The sequence below is a fragment of the Nostoc sp. C110 genome, assembly GCF_043099725.1.
Classification (GTDB): Bacteria; Cyanobacteriota; Cyanobacteriia; order Cyanobacteriales; family Nostocaceae; genus Nostoc; species Nostoc muscorum_A.
In genome coordinates this window covers 5,885,529-5,906,858 of the sequence record NZ_CP171148.1, presented here as the reverse complement: position 1 = coordinate 5,906,858, position 21,330 = coordinate 5,885,529, and the positions used below count along the sequence as shown (strand labels likewise).

The following is a 21,330-nucleotide window of genomic DNA, read 5'->3' as shown; positions in this document are numbered from 1 at the left end:
CAAGTGTATCGACGTGGTGAGGTAGCTGAAGCTGAACCCATAGTGCCAGGATGGACTATGTTATTGGAGAATTTGTTTGTTTAGCGATCGCCCACATACTAGTATAAAATAATGTGTTTACTCAGTGCGTAGGCGTAGCCAGCCGTAGGCATCGCTTTTGACTTTCGGTTAATATAGCTACACGTTAGATATTAAAACAATGGCGGAAACTGGCAGAATCAGGGTTGCTAAAGATAAAGCTGAATTGGTAAAGGATTTAACATTAACGTCTTCAGATGGTGGAACAGGGCCTTTTCAAACCTATGCTGATGTGATTGTGTTTGCAGCAGCTTTGGGTGTTAAACATAAAAAGCGGGTGGGTTTGGGAGAAATTTCTAAAAGAGAACCATCACCAATTGGACAAGAACATTTCTTAATTAAAGGATATGATTTGGTAATCAAACTACTAGCAATTGTTGAAGCTAAAGAACTTAATATTTTATCTTATGAAAACGAAAAATATGAAAATCAACGCATTCGTATGTTTGAAGAATATGCTAACGGTGGGCTTGAGATATTACAACAGGAGTTACGAGGGGCAGTAGACTATTCAGAGAGACTTCTATTAATTCTGAGTTCTGAACGTTTCCAACAAGAGCCAGATAAAGAATTTGATCTCAGCAGATTTTTATCATCGTAAATTAGGTTCGACAAGTATTTATGATAATTTGTGGAAGATTTCGCCAGTATTATATTCGTATTAACTAGATTAAGGATTTAAATAATGTCAAGAACTCTCGGACAGCTATTATACTCACTGCGTAAAGGAGACTTACTATTACCAAATTTTCAACGTCCTTTTGTTTGGAACCCAGAACGTTGGCAGTCTCTCCTAGCCTCAATATTACTTGAATATCCTGTGGGTCAAGCTTTGATTGGTACAGAAGCTGACAGTAAAACAATGTCAGTTAACAAGCCACTATCTATCCCTGAAAAAGCCTTGCGTGAAATTTTTCTAAAAAAGGCTAATCTCGATATAGAAGAGGTAAAAGGACTCAAATCAACACAATACTTGCAGAAAGGTGAAGCTTATCCTTGTGATTATCTTTTAGATGGTCAGCAAAGATTAACTGCTCTTGACCTTATATTTGGGACAACTTATCATTTTGCTGATGGCAATGAACTTAATAGAAACTATAGACTGAGATGGTTTTTAAATTTAGATAAGCTTGGATTAAAAGATTTGAAATGGTTTAATATCCGGGAAATGCAACATGAAGAAGTTTGTGAAGCATTCGTTTTTATAAAATATAAAAAAACAGATAAGAATAGTTCCTTTTCTTACGATAAATCAGAGTCCGATTTAGCAAATTTTTGTACTGTTAAAGACTTACAAGAACAGTCTAATCTAGAAGAGGGTATATATCTTCCTTTAGACAAACTTTATATTGAAAATGATGATGATAAATCTCTTGAATTCGATCCTACTAAATTCTTGATAGATTTATTTGATGAAAGACAAGACATTATTATTAGTCAGACAATAGAAGGTAAAAAACTAAAGGAGAATTATCATCGAAATGATATTGATAAAAACAAATATGATGAAGATTGGAAAAAGCTTAAGAGAAATTTTTTAAGCTGGAGAGCCAAGCTTCAGGAATTACTTGTTAATATTATTAAATTTCAATTTCCAGTTCTGGAAGTACCATCAAAAGAATTTAATCGCCTATCAGGTATTTTTTCAGTCATAAATATGGGGGGAGTTGAATTAGAAACATTCGACTTATTAGTTGCAAAGACGACTACCACGGATTCTAGCCTTAGAGATGTTATGAAGTCTGCGTGTGTACAAAGTCTTAAAGATTTTAAAAAGTCAATTAAACTACTTCCAGAATCTGCAAAAAAGGATACTGTAGATGAGTTTTGGGATATTGGCGATTTTCTTGGCGAGAGAAATGAAGAGTCTCAACAAGTGGTTGAAGGCGTAAAATTTCCAGAATCTATTGCCAGACCTTTTGCTCAAATAATTGTTTTACATGCAAAATTATCAGAAGCTCTAGGTGATGATTGGTCAAGTAGAAGCAATCCGATTTCTGGTTATTCTAATCCTCAAGAGGCCGCGCGTTCAATTTTGCGACTGGACGGTTGGGGATATTCTGATAAACTGATGCTTAATTTATCGCGTAAAACCGTTCAAGCAATTCAGGAGCAAGCAGCTCAACAACTTTTACGTGCATATTTCTTTATGAAAGCAAGACTTGGTATTCCAAAGTTGTCTTATTTTCCTTATAGACAAATGGATCTTGTTCTTGCATCAATATTGACTGATTCTACATGGAATAAATTGCATCAAGATCCAACTGGAACTATTATGAAAAAAATCCAGTGGTGGTATTGGGGTTCTCTTTTTGGGGGAGCTTACCAAAAGGCTCACTCATCAATCGATAAAAGAGTTCTAGCAGATATTCCTAGATTATTAGCATATCTCTCGAAACCTGCAATCAAGTGGGAGGAAATCTCTGATTTAAGTAACGAAGAATTCCAGCTGACTGAAACTCCTATACAGCACTTGCGTCTGTTATGAGGTACAATAAATTAAAATATAAATAACTTTACAATGAAGTCATACTCTGTCGATCTTCGAGAAAAAATAGTTGCAGCACATCTTCAGAAAAACATTTCAATCAGAAAAGTAGCTAACATATTTTCCGTCTCAAAAAGTTTAGTTCAAAAGCTTGTAAAACAACAAAAAGTTGAAGGGAATTTACAATCCAAGCCGCGAGGAAAGCCACAATTTAGTCATCTAACAAATGCTGACAAAGAGTTGAGAGAATTAGTTGAATCACATCCCGATGCAACATTGATAGAGTTGTGTGAATTATTCGCAGACAAGACTGGCAATTGGGTAGGTCAAAGTGCAATGTGTCGTGCATTACAGAAATTAGGATTAAATCGGAAAAAAAAACAAAGCGGAGTACCCAAGCAGGCACAGAGAGAGTCCTAAATTTAAGATTAGATTATTGGGATAAGGTCAAACATATAGAGCCAGAAAATTTAGTATTTTTGGACGAAACTGGTATTCTACTTGGGTTAACGAGGACTCATGCCCGTTCACAAATGGGAACAAGAGCCTACTCTCTCAATCCCTTTTATAGAGGATCAAAAATTACAGTAATTGGAGCAATTAGTATTAAAAAAGTAGTTGCATTAATGACAATGAATAACTCAATGGACGGCATTGCATTTGAATTGTTTGTTGAGAAGTTTTTAGTGCCAAATTTATGGTCAGGAGCAGTGGTAGTAATGGATAATTTATCCGCACATAAACTAGATTCAATTGTGCCAATGATTGAAGCTGTAGGTGCGAAAGTTATTTGTTTATCCTCATACTCTCCCGATTTTAATCCTATTGAATTATGGTGGTCACAACTTAAATCTTTTTTACGTAGTTTCACTCCAACTACAACAGAAATGGTTGATAAACTAATCTCAGTCGCACTCGACTTAATAAATCCTAAACATTTAAGAAACTGGTTTGCAAGTTGCTGCTACTGTACCTCATAACATCCGTAAATGCTGTATTAGGTTCTAATGGAAAATTAGGGAGCCGTTTTGAAATGATATGTGATGCAGATGGCTATTCAACAAGAGATGCACTAATGACATCTGCTAATAGAACAATGGGTTTAGCAATTCTTGCATTTACCATTAGGAATGGTTTGTCAGACTTTAAATTTAGAGATAAGAGTAGCAGTGATAATGAACTACAGCGAGGTTTGACGCTTCACTCTGGCCGTGATGATCTTCAAGCTGATCATCTTTTCGCCGTGAACTCATGGTTCAAGTTTACAGGTGAAAAAATAGGTAGAAATGAAGATCATCCAATCAACTCTCCATTAAATTTCTCTTGGATTTCGGCTAAGGCAAATCGTTATTGGTCAGATAATCCATCTTTTATGAAATTAGAACTTCAATCTGCTTTAGAAGGTAATAATGAAAGCATTGACTTTTTACATCATCATTTATTGTCTGTTGAAGCTGTTGAACACGAATATAGAGACATATTATTAGCTTCTGAAGAAAAACAGAAAAAGAGTGCTAAGTCAGTACTTAAGGCGCTCTTAGAAAAACGTTTTGAGAAGCTTAGACAAGAAGTACTTAGTGAAAACCCTGAAGGTTGAATTTTTTTAAAAATAGAATATTTTGGTTATGTTTCTAGATGTCAATATCAGCAATTACAGGACGGGTGGAAATCCTACTTGCTTGGGTTCAACAAACTCTCCATCAAAGCCTATTGTTCTATTTTCCACAGTCCTAGCATCTGCTAAAGCCTTACGAAGTTCAGCAGATTCCATGTGATCCTGAACTCCACCCAAAATGTAAATCAATAACTTCGCCGCCAAATCTCGTCCAGCAACCTGCACTCGCTTTTTATTTGGGTCATACAAAACCCCATACCAGAGAGATTGGGGATATTCCATACCACTAAAACCACCTTGCTGGTCAAACTTCCGCAGTTTCTTAAAAATATCTACGAGGGAAAAACCTTTTTTAAAAACCAAAATTCCCAAAGCTTGTGCTAATGCAACTTGAGCAACCGGACGGAAAAGCATATTTCCTTCACCTCCATCTTTCTCAAAGCTGAAGCGCCGTAAAGCTGGTGTATCCTCGTGTTCTAAAATTTTATAACTAGAAAGACTAGCCAAAGAATCAAATAGCTTTTTAAATTCCTCAATTCCCTGCTCAATTTCTTCATCCTCTGGACGCATGGGAATTAAACCTTTCTCCAAGGGTTTCCAGTGAGGAAACTTATGAACTAAATATCGCTCAGACATATCTTGTAGAGCTTGCAAAGTCGTCAAAACTGTAGAATTAGAAGCCACTGTTGCACTATTCCAATTAACACGAGGATTGCGCTCTTGTCGTTGTTCTAATAGTGGATGTGTAACTGCAATTTTTCTAGCAACGATCGCAAAACCATCATCTTCATTCAACTGTGTTAGCTGACCTTTAGTCAACGGTGCAGCCATCAGGTTAACATGAACAAAAATCGATCTCACTCTCCGCCTCGCTTCGGTGCGAGTTTCCCCAGCCGCTACCGCACAGATGAACTCAATACCAATTTTTTCCTTGGGTAAATTTTGCAAGTAAGCAAGGTCTACTTGGTACTTTTCTATCAAATCATTGACTGTAATAAAACTGTCATCAGCACCTTTATCTTTTTTATATCGCTGGAGTTTGCGAGTTTTAATTAACTCCATCAACCCCTGTACACCCATTAATCGGTGTTGACCATCCAGTGCATAAATAGTCACATCATCCTCAGAAATATTTAGCAGACCTACTTTAGCGCCTTTATCTAAGGGGATAAAATCTGTAGTAGACTTGGTGGCGCGTCCTTCACTATCCCACTCAGCAGCTTTGGGATTATCCACCCACGGTTGATTAATTACTACCAGCACTGGCGGAAACTTATGGTTGTGTCGAGCCGCCAAATACTGCACTAGTGGCGCTTGACGTGACCAATCAAGGGGACGCTGTTGAATTTCATCAATACTATCCGCGTCAATCTCGACATTATCAGTTTCAGGATTATACTTTTTTTGAAACAGAGGTAAGCCAGAGGCGAAGTGAACCCGACCTGCAAACCATTCCAGTGTAACAGAGCTAACATAAGCCTCAGTACCACCCATCTCGGTTTTTTGAACAAGAATCTGATCTTTTCTCCCTAAAAACTTCTCTAGGAGTAAAGCTAGTACCTGTTTTTCCTTGTTTTCCCGTTCCAGGTATTCTCTAGCTATGTCAGCAGTTGGGTCAGATGCACTATCTTTCATGTTAAATTTTAAAAACAGAATAGTATTATGTAGTTTAATTTTCTAAAAAAGTATATATCAGTTCTAAAGTTTTTAAAAACTTTTTTCAACCCACGGATGTGGGTTTTGTCTGTGTTACTGCAAATTCTATTTGTCCAGATATTAGACCAGCGTTTCTAGAGGTAGGGAGAAATGACTACAGCACAACAACCAGAAAATAAAAGTCAGCAAGCACGTACTGTAGCAGAGTTAGTGGACTATATCCAAGCTCTCACCACCGAAATTCAAGAATTGTATTGTTTAGACCAAGTACCTTGGGTTTTAGGCGTGTCTTGGGGAAAAGATTCGAGTGCAGTATTGCAACTCGTTTGGAATGCGATCGCTGCTCTTCCTCCAGAAAAAAGAACTAAAACAATTCATGTTATTACGACAGATACTCAGGTAGAAAATCCAATTGTTTCTGCTTGGGTTCGTACATCCATGCACCAGCTTGCATCTGCTGCAAAAGAAAGAGGAATGCCAATTGAAACTCATCTGCTTTATCCCGCAGTCAAAGATACTTTTTGGGTAAACTTAATTGGCAAAGGCTATCCTGCACCGCGTATGCGGTTTCGCTGGTGTACTGAACGGCTGAAAATACAGCCTGCGAATACCTTTATCCGTAATATGGTTCGAGATAATGGTGAAGTAATTCTCGTTTTAGGTATGCGTAAGGCTGAAAGCAACAAACGTGCGACCGTTATGGAAAAGCACGAAAAAGGACGGGTGCGCGATCGCCTGAGTCCTAGATCGAGTTTGATTAATTCCCTCGTTTATACTCCCATCGAAGACTGGCGTAATGATGAAGTATGGCTTTACTTGATGCAGTGGCAGAATCCTTGGGGAGGAAACAACAAAGACTTATTTACTTTGTATCGAGGTGCAACAGCAGATAATGAGTGTCCTCTAGTTGTTGATACTTCTACTCCTAGTTGTGGTGATTCCCGATTTGGCTGTTGGGTTTGCACATTGGTGAGTCAGGATAAATCGATGGAAGCGATGATCCAGAATGATGAAGACAAAGAATGGATGCAACCTCTATTGGATATTCGTAATGAACTAGACATTAAAGAGGACTGGGATAAGAGAGACTTTAGAAGAATTTGGGGTGAAGTCCAACTTTTTGAACGTAACAAAGATGGGGAAATATCTGTTGAACCAATACCTGGCCCCTATACAAAATATTGGCGGGAACATTGGCTCAGACGATTATTAGAAGCGCAAACAAAAACCCGTCGTACAGCGCCAGAAAATATGCGCGATATCACCTTAATTACTTTAGAGGAGATGAGCGAAATTCGCCGCATTTGGCTAGAAGAAAAACACGAATTTGATGATAGCTTACCCCGAATTTATCAAGAAGTGACTGGTGAAGAGTTCACAGACCCACGTCCTGGTGCAGATTATAGCCTGTTAGGTGTAGATGAATGGGCAGTACTAGAAGAAATTTGTGAAGGCGATATTATGCACTTTGAACTCATGGCAAAGCTATTAGACACAGAACACCAATATCGTAAAAAGACTCGTCGCACGGGAATATACAACACTTTAGAGAAATGTTTTGATACGAGTTCGCGCTCCCAAAAAGATGCAATTGATAATGCTCATTTAAAACGTGATTTAAGAGAAGCTATTAGTCAAGGCGATGTTGTAAAATTCAGGGAAAAGTTTAAGCAACTGACATTGGGTGATGCTGAGGTCGTGGATGAAATAAAAGATACAGCAAATGAAGTATTTGTAAATTCAAACAATAATGTATCCGCAACTCCTCCTACAGAGGAGACTGAAAAACCTCAAACTTGGGCAAGTATGAAATTTAAAAAGGAAAACTCAAAATAATAGAAGACGGGAGTCAACGAAACTACTTAAAGAACGCTTGACAAAGTTTGATTATCTTAAAACAAGCGAGGTTCTATGATTCAAGCCATACACAAATTAGTAACTTTTGAAGATTTTGCAGCTTGGCGGCCGGAGGGTAGGAGATACGAATTGCATGATGGCGTGATTGTTGAAATGGCTCAACCAGTGGGAGATCATGAGGATGTTGTTGGTTTTTTGGCGCTAAATATATCTATCGAAATTGGGCGACAAAAACTTCCTTACTTCATTCCAAAAACTGTATTAGTCAAGCCATCTGAAGGTGAATCAGCTTATTCACCAGATATCTTAATAATCAATCGACCAAATTTAGTGAATGAGCCTTTATGGAAAAAAGAATCAACTGTATCTCAAGCTACATCTATCCCATTAGTTATTGAAGTTGTTAGTACTAATTGGCGAGATGATTACTACAAAAAATTAGCTGATTATGAAGCTATAGGTATTCCCGAATATTGGATTATAGATTATGCGGCTATAGGTGCTAGGAAGTTTATTGGCAATCCTAAACTCCCTACTATATCCATTTATCAATTAATTGATGGTGAGTACCAAGTTACTCAATTTAAAGGCGATACCCATATTGTCTCGCCTACTTTCCCAGAATTGAATTTAACCGCCGAACAGATTTTTCAAGCTGGAGGTGTGCAAATCTAGCCACGCTTACCAACACCGAGACAGATACAATCGCATTTCTTAACAGTTAGTGATGGTATTATCTATATTTCATAGACAATATTTTTTATCAATGCGTCAGACAAAACCATCTAATTAATTTTATCTGATTCCTTTCATCACAAACTTTGTGCTTCTGCGATCGCTGTCGAACTCATGTTAATCTTAAAAATCAATGATATTTCTTGAACTCGTTCTACAAAACTTTGGCCCCTACAGTGGAAAACAGGTAATCAACCTTAACCCAAAAATTGATGAGGAAACCTCACACCCAATTATCTTATTAGGTGGGATGAATGGCGGCGGAAAAACTACGCTGATGGATGCCATTCGTCTTGCTCTTTATGGCGCTCGTGCCCAATGTTCTACCCGTGGTAATTTAAGTTATAGTGATTTTCTCAATCAATGTGTTAACAACAAAATAGATCCAGTTGCAGACACGCGGATTGAGTTGCTTTTTGAACATATTGAAAACGATAAACCAATAAAATACCGTGTTGTTCGTAGCTGGACAAAAAATCCTAAAGACGGTAAAGATACATTAGGTATTTTAGGTGACAGTGATACATGGCCTGATGCTTTAGTTAATATTTGGGATGAATATATTGAAAATCTTCTGCCGTTAGGTATTTCTAACTTATTTCTCTTTGATGGTGAACAAGTTAAAGAACTTGCAGAACAGGAAACACCACCACCAGTTGTAGTAGATGCTATTCGTGGACTTTTAGGTTTAGAGTTAGCAGACCGTTTAGCAGTTGATTTAGATATTTTAGTTAACCGCAAACTTAAAGAAGTTGGTAATAGTAAAGATTTAGCAAACTTAGAAGAAATTGAAACTAGGTTAACCCAACAGCAAGAAGATTATCAAACCACACAAGAGAAAGTAGAAATTCTCAAAAATCAGGTAGAAGAATTAGAACAAAAGCAGCAAGAAGCCTTTGATAAATTCATTTCTGAAGGTGGGAAGATTGCAGCCGAACGCAATCAACTAGAACTACAGCAGGATACAAAAACTGCGGAAATTGAACAAGTACGTCAGTCAATGTGTGAATTGGCGGCTGATGTTTTACCTCTAGCGTTAATTCCCAATTTGCTTAATCAGGCGCAAGCACAGGGGGAAAAAGAATTTCGCCATAAACAGATACAAGTTTCTAAAGATTTGTTAATTGAGCGAGATCAGCGTTTACTAACTTGGCTAAATCAAGTAGAAATTTCTCCGATACAAGTTGAAAAAATCCAATCATTTTTAATCCAAGATGTAGATAGTTTATATGCAAAGACTATCCAGACAGAAGCACCTTGGTTATTAGCTGATGATGAAACTTTAAGTCAGCTAGATAATCTTATATATCACTTACAAAATTCTAAAGTTTCTGCAAAAGAAAAATTAACTATTCTCAAAAATAAAGAAGAAGAAATTCATACTCTCGAAAGGCAAGTGCAAACAGCAGCAGCACCAGAAGATTATACAAAGCTGCGTCAAGCACTAGAAGCGGCACAAAATCAAGTCGTTGAAGCTAAAGCAAATTACGAAACAATCCGCCGTAGTTTAGCTGAATTAGAAACTATTATTGCTAAGTCAAAGAGAGAATTAAGTGATTATACACTAGAAAATATTAAGCATAAAAATAGCGAACATATTATTACCTCTGCGGCTAAAGTTCAAAATACACTCAAGATTTTTCGTGAAAAATTAACCTTGAGAAAGCTCAATAAATTAGAGGAAGAAGTTAAAAATTGCTTCCTTTATCTCCTCCATAAATCAGACTTAGTGCATCGCATCACCATTGATACTAAGACTTTTAGCCTTTTGCTTTACGATTTAAATGGTAAACCTGTGCCTAAACATCGTTTGTCAGCAGGCGAAAAACAACTACTTGCGATCGCATTCCTCTGGGGTTTAGCGAAAGTCTCTGGACACCACCTACCAGTAGCAATAGATACGCCGCTAGGTAGACTAGACTCCTCTCACCGCAGCAACTTAGTTGAACGTTACTTTCCATCTGCCAGCCATCAAGTAATTTTGTTATCTACGGATACTGAGATTGGAAAGAAAGAAGTGGAAACACTGCGAGAAAATGAAGCGATCGCCCGCGAATATCTCCTCAAATACGACTCCTCCACCCGCCAAACAACAGTGGTAGAAAATCAATATTTTTGGTAGTAGATATCATCTAAAAAAGATATTTACAATATATATCACGATCTTTGGAAAGTAGATAAGCAATTATGAACTCGCCCCATCTATTAAAAATAGAGAATGACCTACGTGTTCTGTCATTAGAAGAATTAGAATGGTTATTAGAACGGATTGCAAAACAAGTGCAAGAAAGAAAACAAATAGTAAATAAATTTACTGATGTTAAATATATGAATGAACAACTAGTTGCAATGGCTATTGATTTAGATATAAAAACAGAAATTACCTCTATCAATCATGAATTTGGTGTTACAGAAATGGATGGTTTGGAAAAACTGTGAGTATCGAGAGAGGACAAATTTATTTTGTCAATCTTAATCCACTGCTGGGTCGATAACAGGCAGGAACAAGACCAGTTTTAGTTTTATCTATAGATGCTATAAATCAATCACCTTTGGTTGTGACTGTAATTGTCGGTACGAAAGGAACAAATATTAAGCGTGATTATCCAACTAATATACGAGTCTCTGCAACTGATAGTGGATTGCTTATAGAAACAGTGTTCTTATGTTTTCAAATTCGTTCTTTAGATCCAAATCGCTTTCCTGCCGATCAATCTGGCAAGATATCTGATTCCAAGATGCTTGAAGTTGAAACTGCGGTTCGTTACTGTTTGGGTTTATGACCGAAAACTACTTTAATTTTTAGGAAGATTATGGAATCACCAATCGAAAGAATAAAACTTTCCCAAACAGCCAAAGACCAACTTAGCAAACTTAAGCGCAGCACCAAAATCGACCAATGGAATATCCTATGCCGTTGGGCATTTTGTCGTTCCCTCGCAGAATCAACGACACCCTCCCCCGTCCCAATTCCCCAAGATAGCAACGTCGAAATGAGTTGGCGCGTTTTTGGTGGCGAAATGTCTGATATACTCCTTCTCGCCCTTAAGCAACGCTGTCACAATGACGGTTATCCCACCGATAAAGAAACCCTCGCCACCCAATTCCGCTTACATCTACATCGCGGTATTGGCTACTTAGCAGGCGATCCAAATATCAAGAAAATTGAAGATTTAATTGAACTGGCCATTAAAAATTGAAAGGATATTAGTTGACTGTTAACTGTTCACTGTTAACTGACAACTAAGATTATGCCTGAAGCGCTAGAAATCGAGCGTCATAGAGCTGCGATCGCTCGCATTGATATATCTCGCCCTGTACGATTGGCTATAGAAGGGTCAATCCTCAATCAAGACACCACTTTTTTTGACTACGGCTGCGGCTACGGTGGTGATGTCCAGCGAGTAAAAAACTTAGGCTATACCAGCACAGGCTGGGACCCTTACTACTATCCCGATGTCCCACGTACCCCCGCCGATGTGGTTAACTTGGGCTATGTTCTCAACGTTATTGAAGACGCAGAAGAACGCCGTCAAAGCCTAATCCAAGCTTGGGAACTCACCGGGAAAGTTTTAATTGTCGCGGCTCAAATCCTGATTAACGCTCCCAGCAAAACCCAACTTGCTTACAATGATGGCATTGTGACGCGCCGCAATACTTTTCAGAAATATTATGAACAAGAAGAACTCAAAACTTATATTGATGAAGTCCTAAATGTAGATGCAGTACCGATCGCACTAGGCGTATACTTTGTTTTTCGAGATGAGGCGGAAAAAGAAAGTTACAAGGCTATCCGCTTCTTTTCTACCACCTCAACACCCAGAGTCCGCATCCCCGTTAAGCGGTTTGAAGATTATCAAGAACAGCTGCAACCACTCATGGCTTTCTTTACCAAACGCGGTAGATTACCTGTGAAAGGCGAATTGGAAAATGAACAGGAATTACTGAGCGAATTTGGTAACTTTCGCCGCGCCTTTGGTGTAGTTTTGCAAGCTACTGATGAGGCTGAATGGGATGCGATCGCTTATCGTCGTTCTCTAGATATCCAAGTTTATCTCGCCCTCACCCACTTTGATAAACGCCCTGCATGGCAGAAACTAGCCCCAGAAATGCGCCACGATATCAAAGCCTTTTTTAGTAGCTACGAGGAAGCTTGTCAAGTAGCCGACCAAAAGCTTTTCAGCTTGGGTAAACCTGGAGTGATTCAAACTGCTTGCGAAAAAAGCAAAATTGGAAAACATACACGCGGTGCTATTTACGTCCATGTTTCCGCACTAGCAGCACTTGACCCCGTACTACGAATTTGTGAAGGTTGCGCTAGCCGTACCATTGGCCGTATCGATGAAGCTACATTAATCAAATATCACACTGATAAGCCACAAATATCCTATCTGTCTTACCCCGGATTCGACACTGATCCCCATCCAGCATTAAAAGCCAGCATCGGTATTGATTTAAAAACCCTAGTCGTCACTCATCGAGACTATGCAACTAGGGAAAATCCGCCGATTTTGCACCGTAAGGAAACATTTGTTACTAGTAACTATCCACGCTACGAAGAATTTGCTAAACTCACCCAACAAGAACAGGAATTAGGGCTGCTTAACCAAAAAAGCGACATTGGTACGCGTGAAGGTTGGGAGAAATGCCTTGCCACACACAGAGTAGAAATCAGGGGGCATCAGGTTTATCCAATTCAAGAAAGTTAATAAAACGCTGACACTATAAGGTTATCCTGAATTTGTATTTAACCCAAGTAAATCTTGGTAGTTTGTCATGTTTGCAGGAAATCATACAGCAGCTATGGCAGGTTTCAATACCCGATCGGGATTAATAAGGAACTGCTGCCGCTTCGATAATTCAAACCTTTATAGGTACTAATTACATGATATACGTTTACATTTCCTCGTTGGATTTTATTGATATTTCCTCAAAAGAGGCAAAAAATTGAACCTATGAGGAAAATTAAATCGCTACTGGGAGTTTTCGGTAGTCGCAAGATGGCGGCTTTATTATTTTTAGGTTTTTCATCGGGTTTACCGTTATTGTTAATCGGTAATACCTTAAAGGCTTGGATGACCGTAGAGAAGGTAGATTTAGCCGCTATTGGTTGGTTTAGCCTTGCGAGTTTGCCTTATTCCTTAAAATTTTTGTGGTCGCCGTTGGTAGACAGGTTCACCTTACCAATTTTGGGACGACGACGGGGTTGGTTAATTTTGACGCAGATTGCTTTGATTGTAGCGATCGCATTCATGGCTTTTCAACAACCCAAACAAGCATTACAACTCTTAGCAATCAACGCCATAGTTATCGCCTTTATCAGTGCAACTCAAGATATTGCTGTTGATGCCTACCGTACCGACGTTTTAGAAAAGCTAGAAATGGGTGCTGGTGCAGCAGTTTTTATCTTAGGTTATCGAATTGCCCTGTTAGTCGCAGGTGCTTTAGCCTTGATACTTGCTGACAAACTGCCTTGGTCATCGGTTTACTTGTTTATGGCAGGGACGATGGTAATTGGTATTTTTGCCACCCTGTTCGCACCTGAACCCAAGGAAATTAGCCCTCCAGCTTCTCTTGTTGATGCTGTCATCTTGCCCTTTGGGGAATTTTTTCAGCGTCAAGGGATTATCAAAGCTATTCTCATGCTTGCATTCATTACCTTATACAAGCTAGGTGATGCTTTGTTAAGCAATATGACCACGCCTTTTTTGCTGCAAACAGGTTTTACCAAAACCGACATTGGGGCAATTCAAGTGGGGATGGGGTTAATTGCGACGATTGTCGGTGCTTTAGCAGGTGGTTCAATTTTGAGTGCTATTGGCATCAATCGATCGCTTTGGGTTTTTGGTATTCTACAAGCAGTAAGTAATTTAGCTTACTTTTTTCTAGCATACATCGGTAAAAACTACCAAGCTATGGTACTTGCCATCAACGTAGAACAATTTTGTGGTGGATTGGGGACAGCAGCCTTTGTTGCCTTTTTGATGAGTCTTTGTAACCAGAGGTTTTCCGCAACCCAATATGCTTTGTTATCTAGCTTAATGGCTGTCAGCCGCGATATTCTGTCGGCCCCTGGAGGCGCGATCGCTCAAAGTACGGGTTGGCCTGTATTTTTCTTAATTACCATTGCCGCCGCCGTACCAGGACTACTGCTATTACCAGTATTTGCCCCCTGGAACCCTCAGCCAGTGGCAGTATCAAGACCAGGACTTGAGGACGAAGAAGAGGATATATGGGGAATCAAGTAGTTATTGCTGTCGGTACATTCATCCTCTTACTTACTGGTTTATTACTTGGCTATGTTCTCTCGCAGTTAGTTCTAGGATTTCTAGCATTTAACCTCTTAACTTTTTTCGGAACACTCAGCCTAATTTTAATTTTTGGGACACTTTATTACGTTTTATTTTGGCAGTTACGAAGAGATCAGTCCCGACCATCAACTATAAATCAAGGAATACCAAACCAGGTAGACGATGGTGTATCTGATAGCTATCTAAAAAACAGACTGATCGCTAAATTATCTGGTGACACTGCCGCAGCCGAACGGTTAATTGAACAGGCAAAGGAAACTTATCCTGGGATGCCGGAAAATTGGTATTGCGAAAGAGTGCTTGATGACTTAGAACGCAGCTAATAGTGCTGCGGGAGCAGGAGCAGGGGGACAAGGGGACAAGGAGAATAATTATACTCAATTCCTAATTCCCCATTCCCCATTTCCATATACAGAAAATTGCTAAAATAAAGAATACTTCATAAATCTTCAGCTAAGTTCTCGTAAGAGTTCCTAGCCCTCTTTGCAATTAAAATATGGCTATTTTTCGTCAATACATCGCTCCACTGCTTGTAGTTTTGGTATTTGTCTTTGCCCTAGTCGCAGTTAGCGCCCGCATATTTTTACCCTCTGATATGGCAGCACCGGCACCAATTGAAGAGGTTGGGGTAAGTTCTCAACCCACTCCCGCTAATTTGCCACCAGCAATCCAAAACTCAGCTAGTTAACTCAATAAACGCCAGAAGTGTCTGAGCAACTACTACCGGGGTATATTATTCGCCGTGGTTCCTTATTGGAGCGATCGCTACTGCTTAAGTTCATGCACCGAACTTACCAGGATCTCTTTCCCAATGAGGATTTTTCTCACCTAGAGCAAACAGTTAAGCAATACTTTTCTAGCGATACGCCCTTGTGGTGGGTAGAAGAGGATGGGGAGCAGGGGGACAAGGGGACAAGGGGACAAGGGGACAAGGAGAATAATTATAGTCAATTCCCAATTCCCAATTCCCAATTCCCCATTGCTTGCCTTTGGGTGGGCAATGCCATAGATCAAGTGCAGGGTAATCGTCATGCTCACATCTTTATCCTCTACGTTGTACCAGAACATCGGCGGCGAGGTGTTGGTACAGCCTTGATGCAATATGTGGAAAATTGGGCTATTCAAAGAGGCGATCGCCAGATTGGATTACAAGTGTTTCAATCAAACAAACCCGCATTAAATCTTTACAATCAGTTAGGTTATCAAACCCAATCCCTGTGGATGGTAAAATTCCTGAGTGCAGAAAAATAAAATAGAGGATAGCCGTAATATACTTTAGTGTTTGAGTATGTAGCGGTTCTCGTTTGGATAAAATTCGACGAGGGGAAAAGAAAGTGTATAATTACGCAACTTATAAAGTTTTAACTTATTGGCACGGGGGATTATGTGTTAATCCCTTTTCGGGATTGAAATGAAATTATGTATGACGAAGACGATCTAAGCCTACTCGATATTGAGGAGGAACTAGAAAGCCCCCTAGATAAAATAGAGCCATTAACTGACGATTCAGTTGTGGTGAAGCCCGATCCTGAAGTAATGCTAGCCCTCCTGGAAAATCCCCAGCCCCAGCAAAGAATGCTAGCGGCGCGTGCTTTTTGTGATATAGAAGATGCGCGTGCTTCCCCCCATCTGATTCGCCTGTTAACTGATATTTGTCCCTTAGTCCGGGTGAGCGCATCTTATGCGCTCGGACGCAATCCCAGTTCAGAAGCAGTGGCTCCATTAATTGCTCAACTAAACAGTGATTGGAATGGCTACGTGCGTAAAGGCGTTGTTTGGGCTTTAGGAAACTGTCGCGATCGCCGTTCTTTACCGCCCCTAGCAGATGCCCTAAGAACTGACATTTCCGCAGTGCGTTTGTGGGCTGCTAGCGCCTTAGCACAGATGGCAGAAGTGGGTTATGAAGCAGTTATCGGGGCAATACCACCATTAATTGAAGCCTTAGTCAAAGATCCCGTGGCAGCAGTGCGGAGTAACTGTGCTTGGGCAATTGGTCAATTGTGCCGCGAACTACCTTCTAATGTAGTTTATGCCACAGCGATCGATGCTCTAATTCAAGCCTTTGCCGAGGATCAAGATTTGGGAGTCCGGGAAGATGCGAAAGCTTCACTGTTAGGAGTGGGTGATCCACGTGGCTTACAGCTGATTGAAACCTTGGAACAAGAAGGATGGTTTTGATTGGGCAAAACAATTCTGAGTGCTGAGTTAGGAGTTAGGAGTTTTCTTTTGTCCCCTTGTCCCCTTGTCCCCTGCTCCCCCATTCCTTACTATCCTTCAGCTACAGGTTTGACCAAATTTAAGTCATAAGGGCGCTCAGTATCATCTTCGCCCAAATATTCACCATTTTGAATTTCCAGAATGACTAGCGGTATGTGTCCAGGATTTTCTACCTTATGTAGGGTTGCTGCGGGAACATAAGTTGATTCGTTTCGATTCAGTAATATTTCCGCATCGCCACAAGTAACCTTAGCTACACCGGAAACTACAACCCAATGCTCATTACGGTGGTAATGAATTTGTGGTTTAATGCCGTGTCTGGGCTTGATTTCAACACGGCTAATTCTATAGGTATCTCCCTCTTCGATCACCTCCACCTCACCCCAGTATCGTGTGCCTGAATGTGGAGGCAATTCGTTGGTATTTGACTGAGTATTATTTTCGTTGGGAGTCATAATGAATTTCTCAACCAGATAAGTATTAGTATTTTTCTGTAATTTATCAGTAAACGGGATAAACCTGGATAGGGATATACAGTAACAACTGCTGTAACTTTACTCTAGGGAATTATTCATCCCCCCGTATACTGAATCCGATAAATCCGATTATTAGCTTCTTCTGTTAGCAGTAAACTGCCATCTGGCAGCACCAGTAAACCTACAGGTCGTCCCCAAGTGGTTGGTACAGAAGGATTTAGTAAAAAACCTGTGAGAAAATCTTCGTAGTAGCCAAGCGATCGCCCCTTAGCATCGAAGGGAACAAATACAATTTTATAACCAGTGCCGCGATCGCGGTTCCAAGAACCACGAAAAGCAACAAAAGCACCGTTTTGGTATTTTTCTGGAAATGTTTTCCCATCATAAAACTGCAAACCCAATGCTGCTGAATGCGCTTGGAATAGGACATCTGGCGTTTGAGTACGGGCTGCTAATTCGGGGCGTTTACTTTTGCCATCCGTTTTTTGACGCGGATCGAGGTTGTTTGGTGTCAGATAAGCATAAGGCCAGCCATAAAATGCCCCCTGTTTAACCCGTGTCAAATAGTCTGGAACCAAATCATCACCGATTCCATCGCGTTCGTTAATACTGGCGTAAAGTTCCTTAGTTACAGGATGAAAATCTAGACCAACAGGGTTACGCAAGCCGGAAGCGAAAGTTTGTTGCTGGGAACCATCTAAATTCATTATCTGTATCGAAGCCCGTGGTAGGGGTTCCTCATCTACATTAGTTCCCGATCCAACTGAGACATATAATTTATTGCGATCGGGTGAGACAACGACATTGCGCGTCCAATGGTTGTTATAACCTTGAGCGGGCAAGTCGGCGATTTTTTCTCCTTTACCTGTAATCTTGTTTTGACCTTGAGTATAGGGAAAACGCACCACAGCATCTGTATTCCCCAGAAAAAAGGAATTATCTGCAAAAGCCATACCAAAGGGTCTATTGAGTCCGTTGTCCCCACTAGCAAAGGTTTCTCGAACATCGGCTACGCCGTCACCGTTGCTGTCACGTAACAAACGAATTCTGTTTTGCCCGGTTTCAGTCACCAGAACATGACCACTGGGAGTTAAAGCTAGCCAGCGTGGGGCATCTAAACCTTCAGCAAAGACGTTAATTGTAAAGCCTCTTGGTACGCGCAGCACCGGATTTTGCGGAATAGGCACAACTTCAGGCCTCTTGGAAGCACTTTCTGTTGCAAACGGTGCTGGTAAATTTTTCAGATTGATACGGATAGGTGTAGGCGAAAGTGCTTCAGTGCGGACAATATTTTTTGGCTGTGTAGGATTCTGTGTCGGTTGGGCAGAAGGTACAGATTCTTGTGGTGTGGGATTATCTGAGGAAGCGCGAGTCTGGTTACACGCTGCTGTCAAGGTTAGTAACAAAACTGGCAGCAAGAAACGTGCAGAGACTTTCATGGCGGTAGACACTATGACACAATTTTCTTACTTTAGACTTGAGACTTAATAATTGTCACCAGTCTAAAGTCCGATTTTTCTTACTTAGTAAAACTATCAGAATATTAAAGACTAGGAAAATAATTCCCAATTCCCCCTTCCCCATTCCCAATGCCCAATTCCCAATCTTTATGCATATAAGCATTTGTTAGTCAATAAAAAATTTTCAAACTCTGCTGCTGGTAATGGACGACTAAATAGAAAACCTTGCATAGAATTACAGTTTTGTTGACGCAAAAAAGCAAGTTCTGTTTCCGTCTCTACACCTTCAGCGATTACATTTAGATTGAGATTGTGACCCATTTGAATTAATGCTTTAGTAATTGCTGATTTTTGGGGATCATTAGCAACATTATGGATAAAATAACGGTCGATTTTTAATGTATTAATTGGTAAGTTTTTAAGATAGATTAGAGAAGAATAGCCTGTACCAAAATCATCGATCGCAATTTTGATACCCAAGGATTGCAATTTGCTCATAGTAGCGATCGCACTATTTACGTCTTGCATAATCATACTTTCAGTTAGTTCTAGCTCTAAGTCATTTGGTTCCAAATTATTAATAGTTATAAAATTGACTATTTTTTTAATAAAATCTGGTTGATTAAATTCAATTACTGACAGATTGACAGCAACAATCAAGGAATTAATTCCGGCATCACGCCAGATTTTTATTTGTTTACATACACTTTTTAATACCCATTTACCGATTGGGACAATTAAACCTGTAGACTCTGCTAACGGGATAAATTCTGTTGGGTAAACTATCCCCAATTCTGGGCTTTGCCAGCGCAATAAACTTTCAGCAGCTACTATTTTCCCAGAAGCAATATTGACTATTGGTTGATAATAAATTTCAAATTCTTGAAATTTATGTTGTTTGATAGCTCGGTGCAAGCAAATTTCTAACAACTGCATTTTAGGAGACAAGTTGTTAATTGTAGTCTGAGTAGATAAATATCTTTTTAAAGTAGCGTGCTTTTCCAACCGATTCATGATGGCACTTAATAACTCAGCCCGACTAAAGGGCTTAGTTATATAGTCATCTGCCCCCATATCCATACCTTGACGAAAGTCAGATTTGGCAGATTTGGCAGTGAGAAAAATGAAGGGAATTGTTGCCGTTGATGGATCTTGGCGTAACGCGCTTAGAACGCCATAACCATCAATTTCTGGCATCATCATATCACAGAGAATTAAGTCAGGAACTTCACAGATAGCCAAATGCACACCGATCCTACCATTAGCGGCAGCAATGGTTTCAAAATCCTCAGCTTCTAGCAAATCTAAAATATTTTCACGGACTGCTTCCTCATCTTCTATTATTAAAATTTTGGGCATAAGTTACCTCAATTTATTTTTTATTATTTAATGATATAATCACAGTAAACTTTGTACCAAATCCCGATGTACTTGTGACAAAGATTTTATGTTTGTAGATAGCTATAGTTTTTTTTACAATTAACATTTATAATAGAATAGAAATGGCTAGTCCAAAAGCCAGAATATTTAACTGTTTTCCACACTTGATAACCCGTGATAGCGAAAACATTTTTGTTCATAAATTTACTAGCAAAATCTTCCCAATTCTTGCAGATGTAAGTTTCTGCTGGGCTGGAGAAGAATAAATATTGCAGATGTTGAAAATTTTCAAGTAGCGTCCACCATATTTCCCAATATGAACGCCTAACTAAATCTTGTAGTTGTAGCTTGCTAAAGTTGAGTGCTATTTGGTTCGCTTTTAGCACGATGCTTTCTGCTATTAGCAATCCGATAAACTGGAAAGTGGCGTTGAAGATAGTGCGAAATCGTCTTTCACCCTCACGCAATGCTACTTCTGCTACATGGGAGGTACTATTCACAGAAACTCCAATGAGGTGATTCGATTTGTCGTGTCTGTCAGTACTATAGCGCGTGCTAGTGACCATTTGTACTTGGGTAATTGTCTCTTAACGAGAATTTGATATCCTACCTCAAATGAACTAAGACTGGTGTCAATACTTGTCGGGTTTTGGGGAAAACGGGAAGGTTAAAGGGGAAAGGAAAAACCTTTAACCTTTACCCTTTAACCTTTTCCCAAACCCAGTTTCGAGTTAAAATGCTTAACTGAGCAGTATTGATACTGGTGTTACCTCTAGTTTTATATATCAAAAAATAGTTATCTAAAGCTGCTTATATTAAGTATTCTCCAATATTTTGACCCTAAATAAATAGGAATATTTGGGATATAAACACAGCAAAAATTGTGTTAAGAATTACAAAGTGGCTTATATCCTGGTAGTTCTGAATTGGGAAGATACAAAGAAAAAACTTGTTCAATGATTCTCCCTTGTCCCTTTTATCTCCCCCTACTCCCCTGCCTCTCAATACTTTTCGGGTTTTGGGGGAAAGGGGAAATGGAAAGGGTTTAAATTTGCCT

General features: G+C 39.5%; 22 protein-coding genes. 17 read left to right on the top strand and 5 right to left on the bottom strand.

The window, feature by feature from the left end:
* The first annotated feature begins 199 nt into the window (after positions 1–199).
* The 5 genes from ACFFRD_RS30240 to ACFFRD_RS30220 all read left to right on the top strand — a co-directional run bounded on the left by ACFFRD_RS30240 (position 200) and on the right by ACFFRD_RS30220 (position 4,163).
* The gene (locus ACFFRD_RS30240) at positions 200–679 is read left to right on the top strand and encodes a DNA phosphorothioation-associated protein 4 (RefSeq protein ID WP_392479437.1); all 480 of its coding nucleotides are present in this window, start codon (positions 200–202) and stop codon (positions 677–679) included.
* Between the two features lie 84 nt (positions 680–763).
* Positions 764–2,566 carry a DUF262 domain-containing protein gene (locus ACFFRD_RS30235; RefSeq protein WP_392479436.1) on the top strand — a complete coding sequence of 601 codons (1,803 nt, stop codon included), beginning with the start codon at positions 764–766 and terminating at the stop codon, positions 2,564–2,566.
* A 33-nt stretch (positions 2,567–2,599) separates the two neighbouring features.
* The gene (locus tag ACFFRD_RS30230) at positions 2,600–2,986 is read left to right on the top strand and encodes a transposase (protein ID WP_392476523.1); all 387 of its coding nucleotides are present in this window, start codon (positions 2,600–2,602) and stop codon (positions 2,984–2,986) included.
* Between the two features lie 59 nt (positions 2,987–3,045).
* Positions 3,046–3,546, top strand: coding sequence for a transposase (locus tag ACFFRD_RS30225; RefSeq protein ID WP_392476525.1), 501 nt, complete (start codon positions 3,046–3,048; stop codon positions 3,544–3,546).
* Between the two features lie 95 nt (positions 3,547–3,641).
* Positions 3,642–4,163: a hypothetical protein gene (locus tag ACFFRD_RS30220; protein ID WP_392479434.1), complete on the top strand. Its 522-nt coding sequence runs from the start codon at positions 3,642–3,644 to the stop codon at positions 4,161–4,163.
* Between the two features lie 54 nt (positions 4,164–4,217).
* Here ACFFRD_RS30220 and ACFFRD_RS30215 read toward each other — a convergent pair whose 3' ends face one another.
* Entirely contained in the window at positions 4,218–5,816 is a 1,599-nt protein-coding gene (locus tag ACFFRD_RS30215; protein WP_392479432.1) for a DGQHR domain-containing protein, read from the bottom strand.
* Between the two features lie 171 nt (positions 5,817–5,987).
* Between ACFFRD_RS30215 and dndC the strand changes: the two genes are divergently transcribed.
* The 12 genes from dndC to ACFFRD_RS30155 all read left to right on the top strand — a co-directional run bounded on the left by dndC (position 5,988) and on the right by ACFFRD_RS30155 (position 16,918).
* A complete protein-coding gene (gene dndC / locus ACFFRD_RS30210) occupies positions 5,988–7,673 on the top strand; it encodes a DNA phosphorothioation system sulfurtransferase DndC (protein WP_292814201.1) in 1,686 nt (561 codons plus the stop codon).
* Between the two features lie 75 nt (positions 7,674–7,748).
* Entirely contained in the window at positions 7,749–8,369 is a 621-nt protein-coding gene (locus tag ACFFRD_RS30205) for a Uma2 family endonuclease (RefSeq protein WP_392479430.1), read from the top strand.
* A gap of 193 nt (positions 8,370–8,562) precedes the next feature.
* Complete coding sequence (dndD, locus tag ACFFRD_RS30200) at positions 8,563–10,551, top strand: DNA sulfur modification protein DndD (RefSeq protein ID WP_392479428.1); 1,989 nt, start codon at positions 8,563–8,565, stop codon at positions 10,549–10,551.
* Between the two features lie 65 nt (positions 10,552–10,616).
* The gene (locus tag ACFFRD_RS30195) at positions 10,617–10,868 is read left to right on the top strand and encodes a hypothetical protein (protein WP_392479426.1); all 252 of its coding nucleotides are present in this window, start codon (positions 10,617–10,619) and stop codon (positions 10,866–10,868) included.
* An 89-nt stretch (positions 10,869–10,957) separates the two neighbouring features.
* Positions 10,958–11,212, top strand: coding sequence for a type II toxin-antitoxin system PemK/MazF family toxin (locus ACFFRD_RS30190; RefSeq protein ID WP_392483201.1), 255 nt, complete (start codon positions 10,958–10,960; stop codon positions 11,210–11,212).
* Between the two features lie 30 nt (positions 11,213–11,242).
* A complete protein-coding gene (gene dndE, locus ACFFRD_RS30185) occupies positions 11,243–11,629 on the top strand; it encodes a DNA sulfur modification protein DndE (RefSeq protein ID WP_335190519.1) in 387 nt (128 codons plus the stop codon).
* Between the two features lie 51 nt (positions 11,630–11,680).
* On the top strand, positions 11,681–13,138 hold the full coding sequence (locus tag ACFFRD_RS30180) for a DNA phosphorothioation-associated putative methyltransferase (protein ID WP_392479424.1): 1,458 nt from the start codon (positions 11,681–11,683) through the stop codon (positions 13,136–13,138).
* Between the two features lie 246 nt (positions 13,139–13,384).
* Positions 13,385–14,677, top strand: a complete 1,293-nt coding sequence (locus tag ACFFRD_RS30175) for an AmpG family muropeptide MFS transporter (protein ID WP_181852863.1) — start codon at positions 13,385–13,387, stop codon at positions 14,675–14,677.
* Positions 14,662–15,063 carry an ABC transporter permease gene (locus tag ACFFRD_RS30170; RefSeq protein WP_114082727.1) on the top strand — a complete coding sequence of 134 codons (402 nt, stop codon included), beginning with the start codon at positions 14,662–14,664 and terminating at the stop codon, positions 15,061–15,063. Before ACFFRD_RS30175 ends, ACFFRD_RS30170 begins: the two co-directional genes overlap by 16 nt.
* 173 nt (positions 15,064–15,236) lie before the next feature.
* A complete protein-coding gene (locus ACFFRD_RS30165; RefSeq protein ID WP_114082728.1) occupies positions 15,237–15,428 on the top strand; it encodes a hypothetical protein in 192 nt (63 codons plus the stop codon).
* A gap of 17 nt (positions 15,429–15,445) precedes the next feature.
* Entirely contained in the window at positions 15,446–15,991 is a 546-nt protein-coding gene (locus ACFFRD_RS30160) for a GNAT family N-acetyltransferase (protein WP_392479421.1), read from the top strand.
* A gap of 168 nt (positions 15,992–16,159) precedes the next feature.
* The gene (locus tag ACFFRD_RS30155) at positions 16,160–16,918 is read left to right on the top strand and encodes a HEAT repeat domain-containing protein (protein ID WP_392479419.1); all 759 of its coding nucleotides are present in this window, start codon (positions 16,160–16,162) and stop codon (positions 16,916–16,918) included.
* 89 nt (positions 16,919–17,007) lie between these two features.
* Here the strand turns inward: ACFFRD_RS30155 and ACFFRD_RS30150 are convergent, their stop codons facing one another.
* The 4 genes from ACFFRD_RS30150 to ACFFRD_RS30135 all read right to left on the bottom strand — a co-directional run bounded on the left by ACFFRD_RS30150 (position 17,008) and on the right by ACFFRD_RS30135 (position 20,839).
* Positions 17,008–17,412, bottom strand: a complete 405-nt coding sequence (locus ACFFRD_RS30150) for a phosphomannose isomerase type II C-terminal cupin domain (RefSeq protein WP_392479417.1) — start codon at positions 17,410–17,412, stop codon at positions 17,008–17,010.
* Positions 17,413–17,528: 116 nt separating this feature from the next.
* Entirely contained in the window at positions 17,529–18,872 is a 1,344-nt protein-coding gene (locus ACFFRD_RS30145) for a PQQ-dependent sugar dehydrogenase (protein ID WP_392483200.1), read from the bottom strand.
* 168 nt (positions 18,873–19,040) lie between these two features.
* Positions 19,041–20,252, bottom strand: a complete 1,212-nt coding sequence (locus tag ACFFRD_RS30140; RefSeq protein WP_392479415.1) for an EAL domain-containing protein — start codon at positions 20,250–20,252, stop codon at positions 19,041–19,043.
* Positions 20,253–20,338: 86 nt separating this feature from the next.
* Positions 20,339–20,839, bottom strand: a complete 501-nt coding sequence (locus ACFFRD_RS30135) for a hypothetical protein (protein WP_392479413.1) — start codon at positions 20,837–20,839, stop codon at positions 20,339–20,341.
* Positions 20,840–21,330: the final 491 nt, after the last annotated feature.

What these genes read in the sequence shown, in the direction of transcription:
- ACFFRD_RS30240 (WP_392479437.1), top strand. Translation starts at nt 200, where the DNA reads ATGGCGGAAACTGGCAGAATCAGGGTTGCTAAAGATAAAGCTGAATTG.
- ACFFRD_RS30235 (WP_392479436.1), top strand. Translation starts at nt 764, where the DNA reads ATGTCAAGAACTCTCGGACAGCTATTATACTCACTGCGTAAAGGAGAC.
- ACFFRD_RS30230 (WP_392476523.1), top strand. Translation starts at nt 2,600, where the DNA reads ATGAAGTCATACTCTGTCGATCTTCGAGAAAAAATAGTTGCAGCACAT.
- ACFFRD_RS30220 (WP_392479434.1), top strand. Translation starts at nt 3,642, where the DNA reads ATGACATCTGCTAATAGAACAATGGGTTTAGCAATTCTTGCATTTACC.
- ACFFRD_RS30215 (WP_392479432.1), bottom strand. Translation starts at nt 5,816, where the DNA reads ATGAAAGATAGTGCATCTGACCCAACTGCTGACATAGCTAGAGAATAC.
- dndC (WP_292814201.1), top strand. Translation starts at nt 5,988, where the DNA reads ATGACTACAGCACAACAACCAGAAAATAAAAGTCAGCAAGCACGTACT.
- ACFFRD_RS30205 (WP_392479430.1), top strand. Translation starts at nt 7,749, where the DNA reads ATGATTCAAGCCATACACAAATTAGTAACTTTTGAAGATTTTGCAGCT.
- dndD (WP_392479428.1), top strand. Translation starts at nt 8,563, where the DNA reads ATGATATTTCTTGAACTCGTTCTACAAAACTTTGGCCCCTACAGTGGA.
- ACFFRD_RS30195 (WP_392479426.1), top strand. Translation starts at nt 10,617, where the DNA reads ATGAACTCGCCCCATCTATTAAAAATAGAGAATGACCTACGTGTTCTG.
- dndE (WP_335190519.1), top strand. Translation starts at nt 11,243, where the DNA reads ATGGAATCACCAATCGAAAGAATAAAACTTTCCCAAACAGCCAAAGAC.
- ACFFRD_RS30180 (WP_392479424.1), top strand. Translation starts at nt 11,681, where the DNA reads ATGCCTGAAGCGCTAGAAATCGAGCGTCATAGAGCTGCGATCGCTCGC.
- ACFFRD_RS30175 (WP_181852863.1), top strand. Translation starts at nt 13,385, where the DNA reads ATGAGGAAAATTAAATCGCTACTGGGAGTTTTCGGTAGTCGCAAGATG.
- ACFFRD_RS30170 (WP_114082727.1), top strand. Translation starts at nt 14,662, where the DNA reads ATGGGGAATCAAGTAGTTATTGCTGTCGGTACATTCATCCTCTTACTT.
- ACFFRD_RS30165 (WP_114082728.1), top strand. Translation starts at nt 15,237, where the DNA reads ATGGCTATTTTTCGTCAATACATCGCTCCACTGCTTGTAGTTTTGGTA.
- ACFFRD_RS30155 (WP_392479419.1), top strand. Translation starts at nt 16,160, where the DNA reads ATGTATGACGAAGACGATCTAAGCCTACTCGATATTGAGGAGGAACTA.
- ACFFRD_RS30150 (WP_392479417.1), bottom strand. Translation starts at nt 17,412, where the DNA reads ATGACTCCCAACGAAAATAATACTCAGTCAAATACCAACGAATTGCCT.
- ACFFRD_RS30145 (WP_392483200.1), bottom strand. Translation starts at nt 18,872, where the DNA reads ATGAAAGTCTCTGCACGTTTCTTGCTGCCAGTTTTGTTACTAACCTTG.
- ACFFRD_RS30140 (WP_392479415.1), bottom strand. Translation starts at nt 20,252, where the DNA reads ATGCCCAAAATTTTAATAATAGAAGATGAGGAAGCAGTCCGTGAAAAT.
- ACFFRD_RS30135 (WP_392479413.1), bottom strand. Translation starts at nt 20,839, where the DNA reads ATGGTCACTAGCACGCGCTATAGTACTGACAGACACGACAAATCGAAT.